This window comes from Roseivirga sp. 4D4 (assembly GCF_001747095.1).
Lineage (GTDB): Bacteria > Bacteroidota > Bacteroidia > Cytophagales > Cyclobacteriaceae > Roseivirga.
This window is the reverse complement of the sequence record NZ_MDGP01000001.1, coordinates 3960351-3978771: the sequence shown is the minus strand read 5'-3', so window position 1 is coordinate 3978771 and position 18421 is coordinate 3960351. Positions and strand designations below refer to the sequence as shown.

At 42.2% G+C, this 18421-nt stretch carries 13 protein-coding genes; 9 read left to right on the top strand and 4 right to left on the bottom strand.

All coding sequences use genetic code 11. From position 1 onward, the window contains the following. Nucleotide 1 precedes the first annotated feature (1 nt). Nucleotides 2–1330 carry an FAD-dependent oxidoreductase gene (locus tag BFP97_RS17350; protein ID WP_069843631.1) on the top strand — a complete coding sequence of 443 codons (1329 nt, stop codon included), beginning with the start codon at nt 2–4 and terminating at the stop codon, nt 1328–1330. Here BFP97_RS17350 and BFP97_RS17345 read toward each other — a convergent pair. Then, on the bottom strand, nt 1319–2185 hold the full coding sequence (locus BFP97_RS17345) for a helix-turn-helix domain-containing protein (RefSeq protein WP_069843630.1): 867 nt from the start codon (nt 2183–2185) through the stop codon (nt 1319–1321). The genes BFP97_RS17350 and BFP97_RS17345 overlap by 12 nt on opposite strands. A 131-nt stretch (nt 2186–2316) precedes the next feature. Here BFP97_RS17345 and BFP97_RS17340 point away from each other — a divergent pair, with 131 nt between their 5' ends. From BFP97_RS17340 to crtD, 6 genes are all read left to right on the top strand, one after another. Continuing rightward, a complete protein-coding gene (locus BFP97_RS17340) occupies nt 2317–3231 on the top strand; it encodes a dihydrodipicolinate synthase family protein (RefSeq protein WP_069843629.1) in 915 nt (304 codons plus the stop codon). Between the two features lie 2 nt (nt 3232–3233). Next, nucleotides 3234–4820 carry an aldehyde dehydrogenase (NADP(+)) gene (locus BFP97_RS17335; protein ID WP_069843628.1) on the top strand — a complete coding sequence of 529 codons (1587 nt, stop codon included), beginning with the start codon at nt 3234–3236 and terminating at the stop codon, nt 4818–4820. Between the two features lie 17 nt (nt 4821–4837). After that, entirely contained in the window at nt 4838–5197 is a 360-nt protein-coding gene (locus tag BFP97_RS17330) for a four helix bundle protein (protein WP_069843627.1), read from the top strand. A 64-nt stretch (nt 5198–5261) separates the two neighbouring features. Next, the gene (locus tag BFP97_RS17325; RefSeq protein WP_069843626.1) at nt 5262–6263 is read left to right on the top strand and encodes a 4-hydroxyproline epimerase; all 1002 of its coding nucleotides are present in this window, start codon (nt 5262–5264) and stop codon (nt 6261–6263) included. A 2-nt stretch (nt 6264–6265) separates the two neighbouring features. After that, nucleotides 6266–7516 carry an NAD(P)/FAD-dependent oxidoreductase gene (locus tag BFP97_RS17320; protein WP_069843625.1) on the top strand — a complete coding sequence of 417 codons (1251 nt, stop codon included), beginning with the start codon at nt 6266–6268 and terminating at the stop codon, nt 7514–7516. Between the two features lie 163 nt (nt 7517–7679). Beyond that, the gene (crtD, locus tag BFP97_RS17315) at nt 7680–9143 is read left to right on the top strand and encodes a 1-hydroxycarotenoid 3,4-desaturase CrtD (RefSeq protein WP_069843624.1); all 1464 of its coding nucleotides are present in this window, start codon (nt 7680–7682) and stop codon (nt 9141–9143) included. On the opposite strand, the gene BFP97_RS17310 is transcribed toward crtD, so the two are convergent. From BFP97_RS17310 to BFP97_RS17300, 3 genes are all read right to left on the bottom strand, one after another. Beyond that, entirely contained in the window at nt 9136–10659 is a 1524-nt protein-coding gene (locus BFP97_RS17310; RefSeq protein WP_069843623.1) for a transglycosylase SLT domain-containing protein, read from the bottom strand. The genes crtD and BFP97_RS17310 overlap by 8 nt on opposite strands. A gap of 59 nt (nt 10660–10718) precedes the next feature. Beyond that, nucleotides 10719–11501 carry an alpha/beta fold hydrolase gene (locus BFP97_RS17305; RefSeq protein WP_069843622.1) on the bottom strand — a complete coding sequence of 261 codons (783 nt, stop codon included), beginning with the start codon at nt 11499–11501 and terminating at the stop codon, nt 10719–10721. Between the two features lie 124 nt (nt 11502–11625). Next, nucleotides 11626–14847 carry a TonB-dependent receptor gene (locus BFP97_RS17300; protein ID WP_083262642.1) on the bottom strand — a complete coding sequence of 1074 codons (3222 nt, stop codon included), beginning with the start codon at nt 14845–14847 and terminating at the stop codon, nt 11626–11628. Between the two features lie 429 nt (nt 14848–15276). Here BFP97_RS17300 and BFP97_RS17295 point away from each other — a divergent pair, with 429 nt between their 5' ends. Together BFP97_RS17295 and BFP97_RS17290 are read left to right on the top strand one after the other, a co-directional pair. After that, nucleotides 15277–17841: a M14 family metallopeptidase gene (locus BFP97_RS17295; RefSeq protein WP_139135355.1), complete on the top strand. Its 2565-nt coding sequence runs from the start codon at nt 15277–15279 to the stop codon at nt 17839–17841. Between the two features lie 68 nt (nt 17842–17909). Continuing rightward, entirely contained in the window at nt 17910–18419 is a 510-nt protein-coding gene (locus tag BFP97_RS17290) for a hypothetical protein (RefSeq protein WP_069843621.1), read from the top strand. The last annotated feature ends 2 nt before the right edge of the window (nt 18420–18421 follow it).

Genomic DNA, 18421 nt, shown 5'->3' with positions numbered 1-18421 from the left:
CATGGCAAGTAAAAAGCAACATATCAGCATACTCGGTGCCGGTTTAGTCGGATCGCTACTTTCTATATTTCTCGCCAAAAGAGGTTATCAAGTAACGATTTTCGAAAGAAGACCTGACATGAGAAAAGCAGGTGCCATTGGTGGCAGATCAATCAACCTTGCCCTAAGTCATAGGGGATTAAAAGCCCTCGATCGAGTAGGGCTCAAAGAAAAAATCCAGGAAAGCTGCATTCCGATGCCTGGCCGAATGATTCACGACCTGGAAGGTAATCTGGACTTTCAGCCTTACGGCAAAGAAGGGGAATACATCAATTCGGTTTCCAGAGGCGGCCTTAACTGGCTCTTGATGGATCAGGCTGAAGCGCACAGTGTGGAAATACGTTTTGATCATCGATGCCTGGATGTTGACTTTGATACAGCCACCGCAACCTTTGACAATGGACAATCGGTAAGCTCTGATTTTCTCTTTGGCGGAGATGGTGCTTTTTCTGCCTTACGAGGCGCGATGCAAAAAACCGATCGCTTTAACTTCTCTCAAGAATATATCTCAGCCGGATACAAAGAGCTGACTATGCCTCCGACAGCCGATGGCGACTTTGCCATTGACCCTGATGCCTTGCACATTTGGCCAAGAGGTGAGTATATGCTAATTGCCTTACCAAATCTGGACAAGAGCTTCACCTGTACGCTCTTCTTTCCTTTTGAGGGTGAAATCAGCTTTGATTCTATCAAAACTGAAGCAGATGTTGAAGCCTTTTTCAATGACAAATTCAAGGATGCTGTTCCGCTGCTTCCAAACCTAAAACAGGAGTTCTTTGAGAACCCAACCTCTAGTCTAATTACCGTTAGGTGCTCTCCTTGGGTAAAAGGGAATACGGCTTTGATTGGAGATGCGGCCCATGCGATAGTGCCGTTTTACGGACAGGGTATGAACTCAGGTTTTGAGGATTGCTATGTCTTCGATCAGCTTCTAGAGAAGCATGGAGAAATCAACGAAGCCCTGCTTAAAGAATACCAAGACCTAAGAATCCCTGATGGTAATGCCATTGCCGACCTCGCGCTTTACAACTTTATCGAAATGCGGGATAAGGTGGCGGACGACAAATTCGTACTGCAGAAAAAAATCGAGAAGAAGCTTAACACCCTCTACCCCGACCAATGGGTACCACTATATTCCATGGTGACTTTCAGTGATTATCGCTATTCAGAAGCCATTGCCCGAGGCAATAAACAACAAGCCATTATGGATGAAGTACTCTCAAGACCAGGCATTGAGGAGAATTGGGAAAACTTAGATTTCAAAGCAATTGTCAATCAACTAATAGCTTAGACTTTTTACAAAAGCACTGGGGCTTGTGCTCTTAACTTCCTTAAACCTCCGATTAAAATTACTGAGGTTGTTAAACCCACATTCGAAAGCGATCTGAGCGATGGGCTTATCTCGCTCCCTTAGCATTTTGCAGGCCTGGCCAACTCTATATTCATTTAAAAAATCCAGATAGGTTTTGCGTGTATGCTGTTTGAAGTATCTACAGAAGGCAGTCTTCGTCATATTCGCTACTTCAGCGACTTCGACCAATTGAATCGGCCTTGAGTATTCCTTCATGGTAAAGTTGAAAATATCGTTGAGTCGTTTACCCTCTATCTCGTTTACCTTTTTCGTAAACAACTGCCCTGATAAATAGTCAAAATCAGAGCTGATTGATAAGTCCTTCAGTATCTCTATCAAGGCGATAATTCGATCAAGACCCTCAAGCCTGAATAGGCTTCGAATCTTCTCTCGTAGTTGCTCAATATGCCCTCCAGAGAACTTCATTCCCCTGCCCGCCTCTTCAATTAAGGTGACCAGACCCTTCGCCTCAGGTAGATCCAAAAACGAGGCTCCAAGTGTACTTCTATCAAAGAAAAAGGTGAGCGCTTTTGCCTTCTTACTACTATGAGCTTCATAATAGCTGGCGTCATTCCTAAAAACATGCGGGGCATTCGGTCCTATCACAAAAACATCTCCGGGTTCAAAGCTGCCCAGGTAGTCACCATAAATTAGAGTCCCATGGCTTTCCTCAATTAAAGTCACCTGAATCTCAGGATGCTGATGAAGGGTATCGTAGAAGTGTTTTTCCTCATCAACCTGTGTGTGAAAAGATACCTGCTCGGTTTTTGGAATCTTGAATGGAAGTGCCTTCATTAATACGATTTAATCCTAATTAATCATATTGAATTATTTAATATGATAATATCATATCAGTTTTTGCAAATATACGAATGCAAACCAGACTGTTTTCCAAGTACATTTGATGGGTATTTAAAAAACACATTATGAAAGTAGCATGGGAAGGGGTTTACCCGGCAGTAACCACAAAATTCACAGCAGACGATCAGTTAGATCTTCAAATGTTCGAGACCAACATCAAGGCACAGCTCTCCGCTGGTGTTGACGGTATTATTCTAGGTGGCACGCTTGGTGAAGCCAGTTCTTTGATGGAGGATGAAAAAGACGTTCTGGTAAAGACCGCTTCCGCATTATGCAATGGTCAGGTTCCTGTTATTATGAATATTGCCGAGCAAACCACAAAAGGCGCCATAAAAGCAGCCGAAAAAGCGAAAATCAATGGTGCTAGTGGCCTTATGATGCTTCCTCCAATGCGATATAAAGCAGATGATCGGGAAACCGTCACCTATTATAAGGTGGTGGCCAACTCGACCGACCTTCCCATCATGGTTTATAACAATCCGGTTGACTATAAGATTGAAGTGACCCTCGACATGTTCGAAGAGCTTATTGAATGCGAGAATATCCAAGCGGTGAAAGAGTCTACTCGAGATATCTCTAACATCACCAGAATGATCAATCGATTTGGAGATCGAATCAAAATCCTTTCAGGTGTAGATACGCTAGCCCTGGAAAGCTTGTTTATGGGTGCCGGTGGCTGGGTTGCTGGCTTGGTTTGTGCCTTCCCACGCGAGACAGTTGCTATCTACCGACTTAAGAAGGCTGGAAGAATCGAAGAAGCGCTCAAGATATACAGATGGTTTCTGCCGCTTCTCGAACTCGACATTAATGCCAAATTGGTTCAGAATATCAAATTGGCCGAAGTAGCGACAGGAATTGGAACTGAAAATGTACGTGCCCCAAGATTACCTCTGGCCGGTGCCGAAAGAGAACATGTATTGCGTATTATTGAAGAAGGTTTAGCCAATAGACCAGAACTACCTGACTACTTAAATCTTTGAAAATGATCACAGGAAAAAATTACATAGGAAAAGACGCTTCGGCCAAGGGCAACAAAATCCTAAAAGCCTACGACCCTACCGATAACTCTGTTTTTCCTGAAGAGTTTGTGGCGGCTACTTCAGAAGAAGTCGATCAGGCCGTGGCCAAGGCCCACGGAGCTTTTAATGCCTACAAAGCGATCTCATATGAGAAAAGGGCTCAGTTCTTGGAGACCATCGCGGATGAGATTATGAATTTGGGAGACGCCCTGCTTGAAAGAGCAAGTGGAGAGTCAGGGTTGCCCGTTGGCAGGTTTCAAGGTGAAAGAGGTCGTACTTGCAACCAACTCAAAATGTTTGCTGGTGTCCTAAGGGATGGCTCTTGGCTAGACGTAAATATAGACACGGCTATTCCTGATCGCCAACCGATTCCAAAGGTTGACTTAAGAAAAATGCAAATCCCAATCGGCCCGGTTGCCGTTTTTGGAGCAAGTAACTTCCCATTGGCATTCTCAACTGCTGGAGGTGATACCGCATCTGCTCTTGCTGCCGGGAATCCCGTGATTGTAAAAGGCCACGAAGCGCATTTAGGCACTAATGATATGGTGACGCAAGCGGTCCTTCGCGCTATCGAAAAATGTGATATGCCCGATGGTGTTTTCTCCATGGTCAATGGCGGAATCGAAACTGGACAGCAATTGGTAAGGCATCCCAAGATAAAAGCCGTTGGCTTCACCGGTTCACTTCGAGGTGGAAGAGCCATTTTTGACCTGGCCAACCAAAGACCAGAGCCAATCCCTGTTTATGCCGAAATGGGAAGTACCAATCCGAGTTTCTTAATGCCAGAAAAGCTTGCTGCGGACCCTGAAGGCTTGGCTACAACCTTTGCCAACTCAGTAGCACTTGGCGTGGGTCAGTTTTGTACCAGCCCTGGTCTATTAATTGGTATTCAGTCTTCAGCTTTAGATCAATTTGTTGAAACGCTCAGTGGTGCTTTGGCAGAGAAAGATTCGGTGACCATGCTGAATTCAAAAATTGCGAAAAGCTATTATGATCACCGAGGAATTGCTGTTGAGCAAACCGGAGTTCAGGTTTTAGGTGATGCTAAAGACCCGGGAGAAAACAAGGGTAAGCCATTAACAGCTAAAGTAGATGGCGAGTCTTTTCTAAATAACCCGCAGCTTCACGAAGAAATTTTCGGTCCATTTACGATGGTCGTAGCCTGTAAAGATATGTCAGAGATGTTGGCGATTGCCAATGCCCTACAAGGCCAATTGACAGGCACATTAGTCGCAACAGAATCAGATATTAAGGCCTATCCCGAAATCGCTAATGCACTGACTAACAAAGTAGGCAGACTCCTATTCAATGGTGTTCCAACTGGTGTGGAAGTTTGTCATTCTATGCAGCATGGAGGACCATATCCGGCTTCTACAGATCAGAGAACAACTTCGGTTGGAACGGCTGCAATTTCAAGATTCGTCAGACCAATTTCCTATCAAAGCTGGCCAGATAGCTTGCTTCCCGATGCTTTGAAAAACAGCAACCCTCTTGGACTATGGAGAGTTGTAAATGGAGAACTCACGAAGAAGGAATTAATGGACCAATGAATGAATAAAATTGATTAATGGATAAGGTCGAATTCATAGAGAAATTTAAAGCAAGAACTAAACAGCTTTCTATAGATGTAATCAAATTCTATGATCAATTGAATAAAACCGATTCTATTAGAATTATTGGAAAACAGTTAGTTAGGTCAGTGACCTCCACAGCTGCAAACTATAGAGCCGCATGTATTGCCAGGTCTCAAGCTGAGTTCTTTGCAAAAATGTCAATCGTAACGGAAGAAGCTGATGAAACCATTTATTGGCTGGAAGTCCTTAGAGATACAGAACTTGCCAATGAAGAATCGATTACTCCTTTATTGCAAGAATCAATTGAAATTTCCAAAGTGGTATCCAAGGCTCGAAAAAACGTAAAAAGATGAAAAATTCATTAACTAATTGTTCCAATAAACCCTTAATCCATTCTCGCATTAAATCCTTAGTACATTGAACAAAAAGCGTTTTTTCTGCATTGACGGTCACACCTGTGGTAACCCGGTACGACTAGTAGCTGGTGGTGGTCCATTATTGGATGGAGCCAATATGAGCGAGAAAAGGCAGCACTTTATTAAAGAGTTCGATTGGATTCGAAAAGGGCTCATGTTCGAACCACGAGGACATGATATGATGTCTGGATCGATCCTTTACCCTCCTACTGATCCTAATAATGACATTGGAGTTTTATATATCGAGACCAGCGGTTGCCTACCAATGTGTGGACATGGAACAATTGGAACAGTTACGTTTATGATTGAAGAAGGCCTGGTTGTACCTCAGGAAAAAGGGAAACTCCGGCTTGAAACCCCTGCTGGCTTAGTCAAAATTGATTATGAACAAGAGGGTGAAAAAGTGACTTCCGTTAAACTCACTAACATACCTTCATATCTGGCCGCAACGGATGTGCTTGTTGAATGTCCGGATTTCGGAACTCTGAAGGTGGATGTTGCTTATGGTGGGAATTTCTATGCAATCATCGATCCGCAAGATGGCTATGGAGATATGGCTGACTATAGTGCTTTGGAATTGATTGGATGGAGTCGAGCTATACGAGACTACATGAACGACAACTTCAGCTTTGTTCACCCAAATGACCCTACCATTAAAGGCATGAGTCATCTTATGTGGACGGGAAAACCAACCAAGTCTGAATCAACAGCAAGAAATGCCGTTTTCTATGGTGAAAAGGCAATTGATCGATCGCCATGTGGTACTGGAACTTCGGCCAGAATGGCGCAATGGGCAGCCAAAGGAAAGCTCAAGAAAGGCGATGAATTTGTCCATGAAAGCATTATTGGCAGTCAATTCATAGGCAAAGTGGAAGACACTGCCACTGTCGGAGATTTTGCAGCCATTGTTCCCAGTATCAAAGGCTGGGCTAGAATTACGGGACACAATAACATTATCATTGACGATGAGGATCCATATGCACATGGCTTCTCGGTGATCTAAGCATGAGCAAAAAAGTAGTCATAGTCGGAGCCGGAATAGTCGGATTAAGCACTGCCTATTACCTTAATAAAGCAGGTATAGACGTCACGGTCATTGACAGCACAGATGGTAATGACAACTGCTCTTATGGCAACGCTGGCTATGTATCCCCAAGTCATATCATTCCTTTGGCATCACCTGGCATTATCAACCAAGGTCTGAAATGGATGCTCAGCAGTTCTAGCCCCTTCTTCATCAAGCCAAAGCTGAGTCGTGATTTATTGAAGTGGGGCTGGCTCTTTAAAAAGGCGGCAACCGACAAAAGAGTCAAAGCCGCTATTCCAGTGCTCTATGATTTAACCACTCAAAGCCAAAGGCTTTATGAAGCGTTAATGTCCGAGGAGAGCATAGAAGCCGGTTATAACAAACCTGGTTTATTGATGGTCTGCCAAACCGAAGCAGCGCTGAAACACGAAATCGAGCTGGTAGATATTGCCAATCAATATGGTCTAGAAGCAAGTGTTCTTTCAAAAGCTGAAACGGAAACTCACGACCCCAATGTGAATTACGATATGGCTGGGGCTGTTTACTTCGGTTGCGATGGATGGATGACTCCGAATGTTTTTATGGAACAGTTCAAGGGGCTTCTCTTGAAAAAAGGAGTCAAAATTGACTTCAAAACCGAATTACAGGAAATAGGGCTAAAGGCTAATAAAATCACAGAATTCATAACGGATCGTGGTAGCTATCAGGCCGATGAATATATCATGGCAGCGGGATCTTGGTCGTCTATTTTGGCCAAGAAACTGAAGATTGATTTGCCGTTGCAACCTGGAAAAGGATACAGCTTCACGTTAAGTGATCCTCCAGTTTCGCCCAAGCTTCCATCGATATTAGTCGAGGCACGCGTAGCTACAACTCCCATGCTGGAAGGCATGAGAATTGCCGGCACCATGGAGATTACCGGCACTAATCATAAAATCAACAACAAAAGAGTCCAGGGCATTATTGATTCTGTTCAAGAAGCCATACCTGACTTTCAGGATTATGACTTCAGTAACATAAAACCATGGGCTGGATTGCGCCCCTGTACACCAGATGGCCTTCCATACATCGGAAGACCTCAAGGTTTCGAAAACCTACAAATAGGTACGGGCCATGCCATGCTGGGGTGGACGCTTGGCCCAATTACCGGCAAATTACTTTGCCAGAATATCATTGGTGAAGCCACAAGTATTAGTTCTCCTCTTTTATCAGTCGATCGGTATAACTGATACCCTCATAGTAGCTCTCAAGGCCATTCGCATAATATTTTACGGGATAAACAACATTTTTTTGTATTTAAATACACTATGGCTTGGTAAAATGGATTTCCAAGGCCATTTTCGTGATACATAGATACACTACGACCGACTGAACTAAGATTGACGACTACTAATGGGCAAATCAGCAATTGTGATTGGCTCGGGTATAGCTGGAATAGCTGCTGCTATTAGGCTTGCCAAGAAAGGATATATTGTATCCGTTTTCGAGGCTAATAATTACCCTGGAGGCAAGCTCACTGAAATAAAGCTTGGTAACTACCGCTTTGATGCAGGACCCTCTCTCTTTACACTTCCTGAAGAGGTGTCAGGTTTATTTGAGTTATGCAATCTGAAAACCTCTGATCACTTTACTTACAAAAGATTAGAAACCACGTGCCAGTATTTCTATCCAGACGGCACTGAATTTACGGGTTGGTCAGACAGGGAAAAGCTCATCTCGGAATTCGAAGATAAACTGCAAGAATCAAGAAAAAGTATAACATCCGCCTTGGATAAAAGTGAGTTCTTATACGAAAATCTTGCTCCACTTTTCATGCATAAGTCACTACACAAAATCTCTACCTGGCTAGGGGGAAAGGCCATTAGGACTTATTTAAAACTCCCTCGGTTCGATTTTGGAAGAACCATGAACCAGGTAAACGAGAAACGATTTAATAACCCTAAAACGGTTCAGCTTTTCAATCGTTATGCCACTTACAACGGGTCTGATCCTTATCAAGCTCCAGGTACACTCAATATTATTCCACACCTAGAGTTTGGACGAGGAGCATACTTCCCTCAAAAAGGTATGCATGACATTACGAACAGTCTCTATGAACTCGCGAAACGTGTGGGTGTAAAATTCTATTTCGATACCCCGGTAAAAAGTATAGTAGTGCATGAAGGATCAGCCAAAGGTGTAAATACGGCAATGGGTTTTCACAAGTCGGATCGTGTCGTGAGCAATATGGACATGGTGGCCACCTATAAAAAGCTTTTGAAGGATCAATATCAGCCCAAGAAGTTACTTTCCCAGCCAAAATCTAGTTCGGCATTAATCTTCTATTGGGGTATCAAAAAGAAGTTCGATCAACTCGATTTGCACAACATCTTCTTTTCTGATAACTACAGAAAAGAGTTTGAGCATATTTTCAAGACACAAGACATCTATGATGACCCAACGGTCTATTTGAACGTTACCAGTACACAGAAACCAGACGATGCTCCTGAAGGATGTCAAAACTGGTTTACGATGATCAATGTGCCTAATAATCAAGGGCAAGATTGGGATTTATTGATTTCCACGGCACGCAAGAACATTCTGAGTAAACTATCAAAAATGCTTAACGAGGATATCGAATCGTTGATCGAAGTGGAGGATATCCTAGACCCAAGAACAATCGAATCAAGGACAAGTTCGGTGGGGGGCGCTTTATATGGTAACAGCTCGAATAACAAGTATGCCGCTTTCCTTAGACACTCAAATTTCTCTAGCAAAATCAAGCACCTATATTTCTGTGGTGGCAGTGTACACCCAGGAGGTGGGATTCCTTTGAGTCTACTTTCGGCCAAAATAATGACGGAACAATTTAGTTAGAAGGTATTCTTTCTGTCACTATCAATGTATCACTTACCAATTCTGGGTTTTCATAGAACTGTAAATACTGATCGTAACGAGTCAATATTTCTCTGACATAATTCACAGGCTCAGACCCTCGACAATAACCGTAAGTAACCTCAGGATCTTTATAGTACTCTGGAGTCGCCTTCAATTCGAGATACTTGGCAACGTTATCTTCCCAGACTAGTGGATCGGCATTATACTTCTCTGCTAATTTCATCGCATCGCGGACATGACCTTGTCCAACATTATAGGAACCCAAAACAAACTTCATTAACTCATCTCTATCAGAAATGTCCTCAGACCAATAGTCCATCAACCATTTCAAATGTTCGACTCCTGCCATGATATTCTCTTTAGGGTCAAAGACATTGTCGACCTCATATTCCTCGATCACATTATTCGTTAACTGCATTAAACCCTGTGCCCCTACCCATGATTCAGATTCTGGATCAAATTTTGACTCTTGAAAAACGATAGACGTCAACAACAACCAGTCAATTTCAAGTTTTTGAGCAGCCTCCTTTATCAAATCATCATAAGGGGAAATTCTATCCTTGGAAATTGAAGAGTAAGCACTCCTCACCCTATAGTTCTGTGTTTTTCTATTCTTGAAGTACTTATTATAGATCACAAAAAAATCCGGTGACTTCTTCATATCCACCAGCCAATCATCTACAATGGTTTTCAAGTCGGTTGCATTCTTCCTTACAGCCCAAGCAATTTTTTGAGGAAAGCTGATTTCCATTTTCACGTCTAAATCGGGATAGTAGGTAGCATTGATCATAGCCACGTCTTGATCAGCCACGGTATATTCAATCTCATTGTCGAGTACTTTTTTGATGAGCATTTCAGTATCAACTGCTCCTTCGACTTCCTCAATGTAAATGTCTTCGCCAATCTCATCAGATAAATTGACCAGTCTATCGGAAAAAGACGAGCCCTTCCTTGTATAGACCTTCTTACCCCCCAGTTCTATCGCATTCCTGATCAGGCCAGCTTCTATTTCATGCAGTTTCATTTGCCGCCAGTTCTCAGGTTTCCTTTGCACCAAAACCTGTGGAACATAGTTATGTGGTTCGGTAAAGGCCACACGTTGATTTCTTTCTTTGGTAACCGCCAGATGATAGGCCATAATATCAGCTTCACCCGTATCTAGCATCCTGAAAGCACCCTGAATATCGGCCGTTATTCTGACCTCTAATTCAACATCAAGATAGTCCGCCAAGCGGCTAAGCAATTCATATTCGTAGCCCATGGGTCTACCACGGTAGATGAGGTAACCTGTGGTACTGTTGTCCACCACCGCAATGAGGCTTCCTCGTGCCTTGATCTTTTCAAGATCAAAGTCTACAGGAGAAGAAGGCCCAACAGTTGTTGGACTATCAGAGCCTACGGATTCACTCTTTTTCGAACACCCAATGAGGAGGAAAAATGGTAAAAGAAGGAAGAAACTTACTTGTTGAATTGATACAATTCTTGGGAAAGTCATGATAAAAGATAGCGATCATGACCGACTTAGTCAAAGATGCAGACTAAAGTAGCCGTCAACTACGAATTAGTAGCTATAAAATTGATAGCCGTGCTATTGAAAAACTCGGGCTGCTCCACATTACAGACGTGGCCACAATTTGGAACCACTTGAAGTGAAGATGTGGAATGATTTTTAACCAGTTGCATTACCTGGGGCAAGAACATATAGTCTTCGTCACCCATCACATATAAAGTGGGCAGCTTGGTATCGTTCTCATTGAAGTACCTCAACAAAGGATTCAACTTGTAGGTCAGACCGAACCAGCGCACAAACTCCTTTTGACAAAGTTTTTTAGCTTGGTTTGCAAAGAGTATTCGGGACTCTTGATTTCTTTTTCTTGGCATAATGATCCAGGCAAAGAAACGATAAAGCCACATATAGGGAACAAACTTCTTGGTGGCATTCCCCAAACCCACTAATAGCTTGGAACGAACATTCAATCGCGTCACTGCACCGCCCATTACCAATGATTTCACCCTATCAGGGGCTAGTTCGCAGATGGTTCTCATAAGAATTGTCCCGAGGGAAATGCCCACAAAATGTGATTGCTGAATTTTCAGGTGATCCATCACCTCCAGAACATCGGCCGATATGTTTTCGAAGTTGTATTCATTAGAAAAGTATCGTTCGAAAACTTCCTGAGATTTTCCATGACCTCTCAAATCGATCAACAAGACATTAAAATGCTCCTTGAACTCTTTTACCTGCTTATACCAAATGGAAGAGCTGCCCCCAGCACCATGGATAAAGGTGACCCACTCTGTGGAATCTGCATGGTCATATGTTTTATAATAGAGCATCGGCTAAAATGCTAATCTAACATTATTCTGAGGAATAGGTTCAAAAATTCTTGATTCGGCTCCTATTCATAAAAAAAGCTCCTCTACTAAGTAGAGGAGCCTTACTATATGTTTATGCTAAATCTTAGTTACCAAAAGTATATCTAAGACCTAATTGCATCTGCCATCTTGAGCTAGTCAAACCAGAATCATCAATTCTGTTAGCAGAAGGATCATTATCAAGAACACCATCAAAAGTGTAAGTTGGTGTAGTTCCGTCAGGCAAGAAGCCTTCGAAGTTCAACAACTCGAAGTCAGAAGGTACAAAGTATCTTCTACCCCAGTCGCTATTCAACAAGTTACCGAAGTTGTAGATATCAGCAGTGAACTGTAAAGTATGCTTCTTACCACCAGCGTTGATAGAGAAGTCCTGGATCAATCTTAAGTCAAAGATATGAGTGAATGGAGATCTGCTCTTATTCACCTCAGCATACTGACCTCTTCTTGAACTCAAGTACTCGTCAGAATTGATGAATGTACTAAGCGCTGTCCACTGCTCAGCAGCAGTACCAGCATTAGCATCGTCAACAAGGATGATATCACTTGCGTTTTCAGGAACATAGATCAAAGATCTCTCTCTAGAAGCCTCGTTAGTTAATCTGTCACCGTCATTGTAGATGTAAGAGAAAGGACGTCCAGAACGACCTTCGTAAACAAGACCAATTTGAGTAGCTAAGTTTGCATTCCACTCTTTTCTATAAGAAGCCTGAGCAATAATTCTGTGACCTGGAGAGAAGAAAGACTTAACCAAAGGCTGGTCAAAGTTTCTACCACCAACAGAGTGTAAACCTCTCCACTGAGATGAGTTCTGAGAAGAAGTACCATCAAACACGTTGAAAGACTCACCATAAGAGTAAGAAATGCTACTCTGAAGACCATTAGTTAAAGGCATGGTTAAAGTCGTACTCAAGTTATAAGCATAACCTCTACCAGTATTAGAAGCCAAGATAACTCTACTGTAAGTATCATCAACTTCATCTCTTCTGTTGTAGATAGGTCTGTTATCACCTGTACCTGTCAAGTTTGAAGTCGAAGGCCTGATATTAATGTTCTCATATCTTACAGCATGGATGGTCTTAGTGTAAAGTGCATCTACTGACCAAATCCAACCATTCTCTAAACGCTTGTCAACGGCAACGTTGAACTTAGCAACTTGAGGGATTTTGAAGTCCTCAGCAAACAAATCGATGTTACCTGATTGTCTTGTAGGATCAAATGTACCTGGTTGGTTGTTGATATCCGGTCTGAATACACCATCAAAACCATCAGTACCTATGAATGCAGCTCCTGTATTGAAACCGTTGTTATTGTAAGCACCACCTGGCCATACCAATGGAATTCTAGAAGTAAACACACCAGCACCACCTCTTACCTGAAGTGTTCTGTCACCATTCACATCCCAGTTGAAACCGAATCTTGGCGACAACAATGGCTGAGTTTTGATGAACTGCCCGATTCTAGCACCTTTCAAATCATAGCCAGCAGCCTCATATAAAGGAATACTGTTATTATTAAAATCAGCATTTTCTGGAGTATCATCAAATGCCTGCATATCAACTCTAAGACCAAATGTCATTTTCAAGTCGTTGTTGATCTGGATTTCATCCTGAGCATAAAGACCAAACAAGCTTGAGTTAAAAATTGCAGCAGCAATAGAACCATCACCAGTTAAGTTATCTCTGTTAGAGTAAAGTCTGAAGTAATCACTAGCAGGTTGGTCAGTTAAGAACTGGTTCAAGTCGTCATACTCATACTCACCGTAGTTAAAGGCGATAAACAAGTTTTCAACTGAGTAGAATTCAGCATTAAGACCAAAAGTGAATGTATGCTTTCCTCTATATAACTCGAAGTTATCGTTGATTGTGAAAACGGTCTGATCTAAAAGGTTGGCAGTTGAGAAAGGCTCCGCTCCAAAGTTGATTCGGCCTACACCATCATTGATAATTACCGTTGGGAAATCAGTTCCAGTTGGGTCTCTATCATCATTAACACTCACATAACCAATAGTTAGTTTGTTAGAAGCGTTTGAACCTAAAGTAGCAGACCATTCAGCAGACAATGAATTAGTCTTAGAAAGGAAAGCTTCTGATCTGTTGTAGAAGTTTAGCGTTCTGTTAGACGATCTTACCGCTTCAATGTTATCAGCTTTAACGTAAGAGTATCTTGCAGAAATTTTGTTGTTCTGATTTAAGTTGAAATCAAGCTTAGCTGTGATTTTGTCAGAATCAAGAATTACCGGGTTTGGAGTCAAAGTACCTGGATCGTAGCCAAAACCTGAAAGCTTAGTTCTAAGCGCATCAATATCAGCAGCAGTTGCATCTCCTTCATAGTCATTGAAATCGAATGGCTGAGGCGTTTCATCACTTTGGTTCTCAACATTCACAAACAAGAAAAGCTTGTCTTTGATAATTGGTCCGCCAACTCTGAAACCAATAGTTTCAGCTGAGAAGTTAGCTAGTCGCTCTCTTGCTCCATCTGTATCCCTTGGCGTTTTACCCGCAAGGTTTTCATTTCTCCAGAATCTATAAACAGAACCTTCAATTTCGTTAGAACCAGATCTGGTCACTGCGTTAATCGCACCACCAGCAAAACCTGAAACCCTTACATCAAAAGGAGCTACTTGAATTTGGAACTGCTCAATTGCATCAATGGAGATAGGCGATACACCAGTTTGTCCACCGTTGGTACCTGAACCTGCAAGACCAAAAACGTCATTATTTACAGCACCATCAATATAGATAGAGTTGTATCGGTTGTTTTGACCACCAATTGAGATAGAGAAACCGTCATTTCCTTCATCGATAGTTGCTTGAGGAGTAAATCTAGCGAAGTCACCAATGGCTCTAGCCACTGTCGGTGTAGAATTGATCTGCTCAAGTCCAACCACAGTTTCAGCACCAGTTCTGTTACCATCAAAAACATCGCTTTTGTCAGCAACAACTTCAACAGCCTCTAGAGACACTGAAGTCTCGCTCAGCTGAGCATTGATTCTGAATGCCTGACCTAGTGTTAGGTATACATTCTCTTTTTTGAATTCCTGATATCCTACAAAAGTGACAGTCACAGTATAAGGACCACCGACTCTCATGTTCGGAATTCTGTAGTAGCCATCACTATTGGTGATGTTTCCATAACGAGAACCACTAGGCGTATGCACAGCAACGATAGTGGCACCTGGGAGAGTCTCTCCGCTTGCGTCTGTTACCCTTCCGTTAATGGAAGAAGTTGTTGTACCCTGACCGAATGCTGCGTTTACTGTAACAAGCATCAATCCAGCCAAGAGTAACTGAAGTAATTGTCTTTTCATACAAGAAAATTTAAAGTAGATTAGATTGTTTCGATTCAATTTTTGAGTGCGCTAAGCGCTTTTCAAAAGGTAAAATTAGTAGTTAAAGGGGTCGAGGTGATTTGACAAATGTTATGATTTCGCTACGATTACGTAAGCACTTTAACTTATTCTTAACATTGATAAGCCTACCGTTAAAAAAATTCTTAGAGAATAGATCCGTGACAAGCTTTCGGTACAGTATCAAAAAGTTAACAGTGTGTTGTTCAGTAATTTGTCTAGAAATCAGCTCTTCTAGTTCAGGGCATAGTTTTGCTGATGTTCGTTACAAAAGTAAATTCTCCTTGACTAAGAAAAAAGCGTTTACCAAGTAATTTATGCTATCGTTTTTTCTCCTTTTAATAAGTAAGCGGAATCCGTATATTGCTTTCTTTGCAAAAGCCGAATTAGATGATGAACAAACGTTTTTTTAGCCTGCTTTTAGGAATTCTCCTGACAACCGGATTCATGACTTTTGCCCAAGTGGATTTGGCTTATTACTTACCGGATAACGTTCAATATAATCCAGCTATACCTACGCCAGAATCTGTTATTGGACACCAAGTAGGCGAATGGCACATCACACACGATAAACTAGTTTCCTATATGAAGGCAGTAGCTGCTGCTTCTGATAGAATAACTATTGAACAAACTGGCCGAACCCATGAGGGACGGCCTCAATTGCTTTTGACCATCACACATCCAACGAATCACGTTGGCATCGATAAAATAAGAAGTGACCATGTTTGGCTCACTTATCCAAATGAGGCTGACAAGTTCGATGTCAAAAAAATGCCCAGTGTTGTTTATATGGGTTTTAGCATACATGGCAACGAACCTAGTGGATCAAACGCCTCAATGCTTGTGGCCTATTATATGGCAGCTGCCCAGGGGCCTGAAATTGACAATGCCCTTAGAAATACGGTGGTACTCCTAGACCCATCATATAACCCAGATGGGTTAACGAGATTTTCAACATGGGCCAACATGCACAAAGGGAAAAATGTGAATCCTGATCCTAATGACAGAGAATATCGTGAGGCTTGGCCGGGAGGACGCACCAACCACTATTGGTTTGACCTCAACCGAGATTGGCTACCCCTCCAGCAACCGGAATCTCAAAACAGAATTGCGAAGTATCATGAATGGAAACCAAACGTCTTGACCGACCATCATGAAATGGGCACAAACTCTACCTTCTTCTTTCAGCCCGGGGTACCTTCAAGAACTCACCCATTGACCCCAAAACTCAACCAAGAGTTGACGGGAAAAATTGGTGAATATCATGCTCAGGCTTTAGATAGCATTGGTTCTTTATATTATACCAAAGAGGGTTATGACGACTTCTATTATGGTAAGGGCTCCACATTTCCAGATATTAATGGCGGTATTGGCATTCTGTTTGAACAAGCGAGTTCAAGAGGCCATGCGCAGGAAAGTGCCAATGGCGTTCTTAAATTTCCATTTACCGTGAGGAATCAATTCACTACTGCCTTATCTACATGGCAGGCATCTGTCTCCATGCGTGTTGAATTACTGGAGTACCAAAAGAGCTTCTATAAAAGGGCTTTACGAGAGGCCGATTCTGACAGTCATAAGGCCTATATTTTTAAGGCAGAAAAAGACCCAGTGCGCGCCTATCACTTGGCAGAAATCCTGGATCAGCAGGAAATAGATTTCTACCGACCTTCCAGAAGAATACGTTTAGAGGAAGAAGAGTACTCACCAGAAAATAGTTATATAGTTCCTTTAAAACAGAGAAACTATAAAATCATTAAGGCTATGTTCGAACTACGCACAACGTTTGAAGACAGCCTTTTCTACGACATTTCAGGTTGGACCTATCCAATGGCCTTCAACCTTGAATATCATGAAATGTCGAGTAGAGACTATGGTAGAAATCAGCTTGGTGATAAGATAGAAAATCTGACTTTCCCAGAAGGGCAGATCATTGGAGGACAAAGCAACTATGCCTACGCCTTTGAATGGCATGGATACTACGCACCCAGAGCTGCTAATCGCCTTCTGTCCAAAGGTGTCAGAATCAAAGTGGCCACAAGCAAGTTTGAGGGAGCTGATGAAAAGGAATTTGATCGTGGAACAATTCTTATCCCAGTAGCCAATCAGAAAATGTCAGCCTATGACCTGTTCGAAGAACTTCAGGCCATTGCTAAAGAAGATGGTCTTGATATTCATGCCCTGAATACAGGGTTAACTGGGGGCGTTTCTCTGGGGAGTAATTCTTTTGTCACCTTGCAAAAACCTGAAGTCGCACTTGTAGTTGAAGCTGGTAGTTCATATGACATTGGTGAGGTATGGCATCTATTAGACACAAGAATGAATATGCTGGCCACCAAGCTACCTCAGAGTAGATTGGGATCCGCAGCAATCGATCGGTATAATACTATTGTCATCTCCGGAGGGCTTAACCTGAACGAATCGGCCATGGAAAACCTGAAAAGATGGATTAGAAACGGTGGCACTTTAGTGGGTACAGGTTCAGCAGTCAGTTGGATGGCAAGAAACAAACTAACTGGGCTGAAATCTGTAAGGGCAAAACGCCCAAGTGCAGAGGAAATCTCCTATGATCAGATATCCAATTATGCCAGAGGACAAAATATTCCTGGAGGTGTATATATGTCTACTTTAGATCTATCTCACCCAATGACCTTCGGTTATTATCGTGAGCTATTACCGACTTTTAGAAGAGGTAATACCATAATAGAGCCCTCGGAAAGCAAGTTTGCAAATCCTGGCAGATACACAGAAGAACCACTTCGAAGTGGTTGGATAAGTGATGCCAACCTTGAGGCACTGAAGGGAACTTCTACCATAAGAGTGAATGCCCTTGGGAATGGCCGAATAGTGTCACTAGTAGATAATCCTAACTTCAGAGCTTTCTGGTATGGTACAAATAAATTGATGATGAACGCCATTTTCTTTGGTAGAATTGTTAACCGTGCAGCAGCGCAGTGAGTTGGTCATAAGCTCCCAATTTTCGCTTTATTGAGCAATTATCTTTAGCTTTGTAAAAATTTTTCGAAGTGTCCGATCGCTTATTTCTACTTGATAAAAACTACCTGCTTAAAGAGGCTCAGGCAAATCTAAGGCTAGAACTTCAGGCAAGATTGGTAGAACTAGTCAAAGAAGGATACTTTCAACTTTTCAACCCGTTAAGGCTGCCAGATGAAAGGACTGACCTCATAGAAAACTTCAAGCCCATCCATCTTTCATTTTTTGATGAACTCTATGATGTGTTAGCAGGAATCTACCGCTATAACATTGGTGATAATCAACTGGAATTACTTTTTGATGGTCGAAGTCATTACGAAATGTATATGACGGACTGGCCAGAGGCATTTGAGCAATACGTGAATGAGCTTTGTGGTAAGAAGAATTTTGTTTTGGCGGGGCTTGAACTCTCGGTTTTCCACGACCCTTCTAAACGCATTGAGCTAGCGCAAAACAGAATGAAGGTGAGCATCTTCGATCACTTTGGCTTGAGAATCTATAAGTACAAGGGAATTCAGAAGTTGAATTCTAAATCAGCTTGATC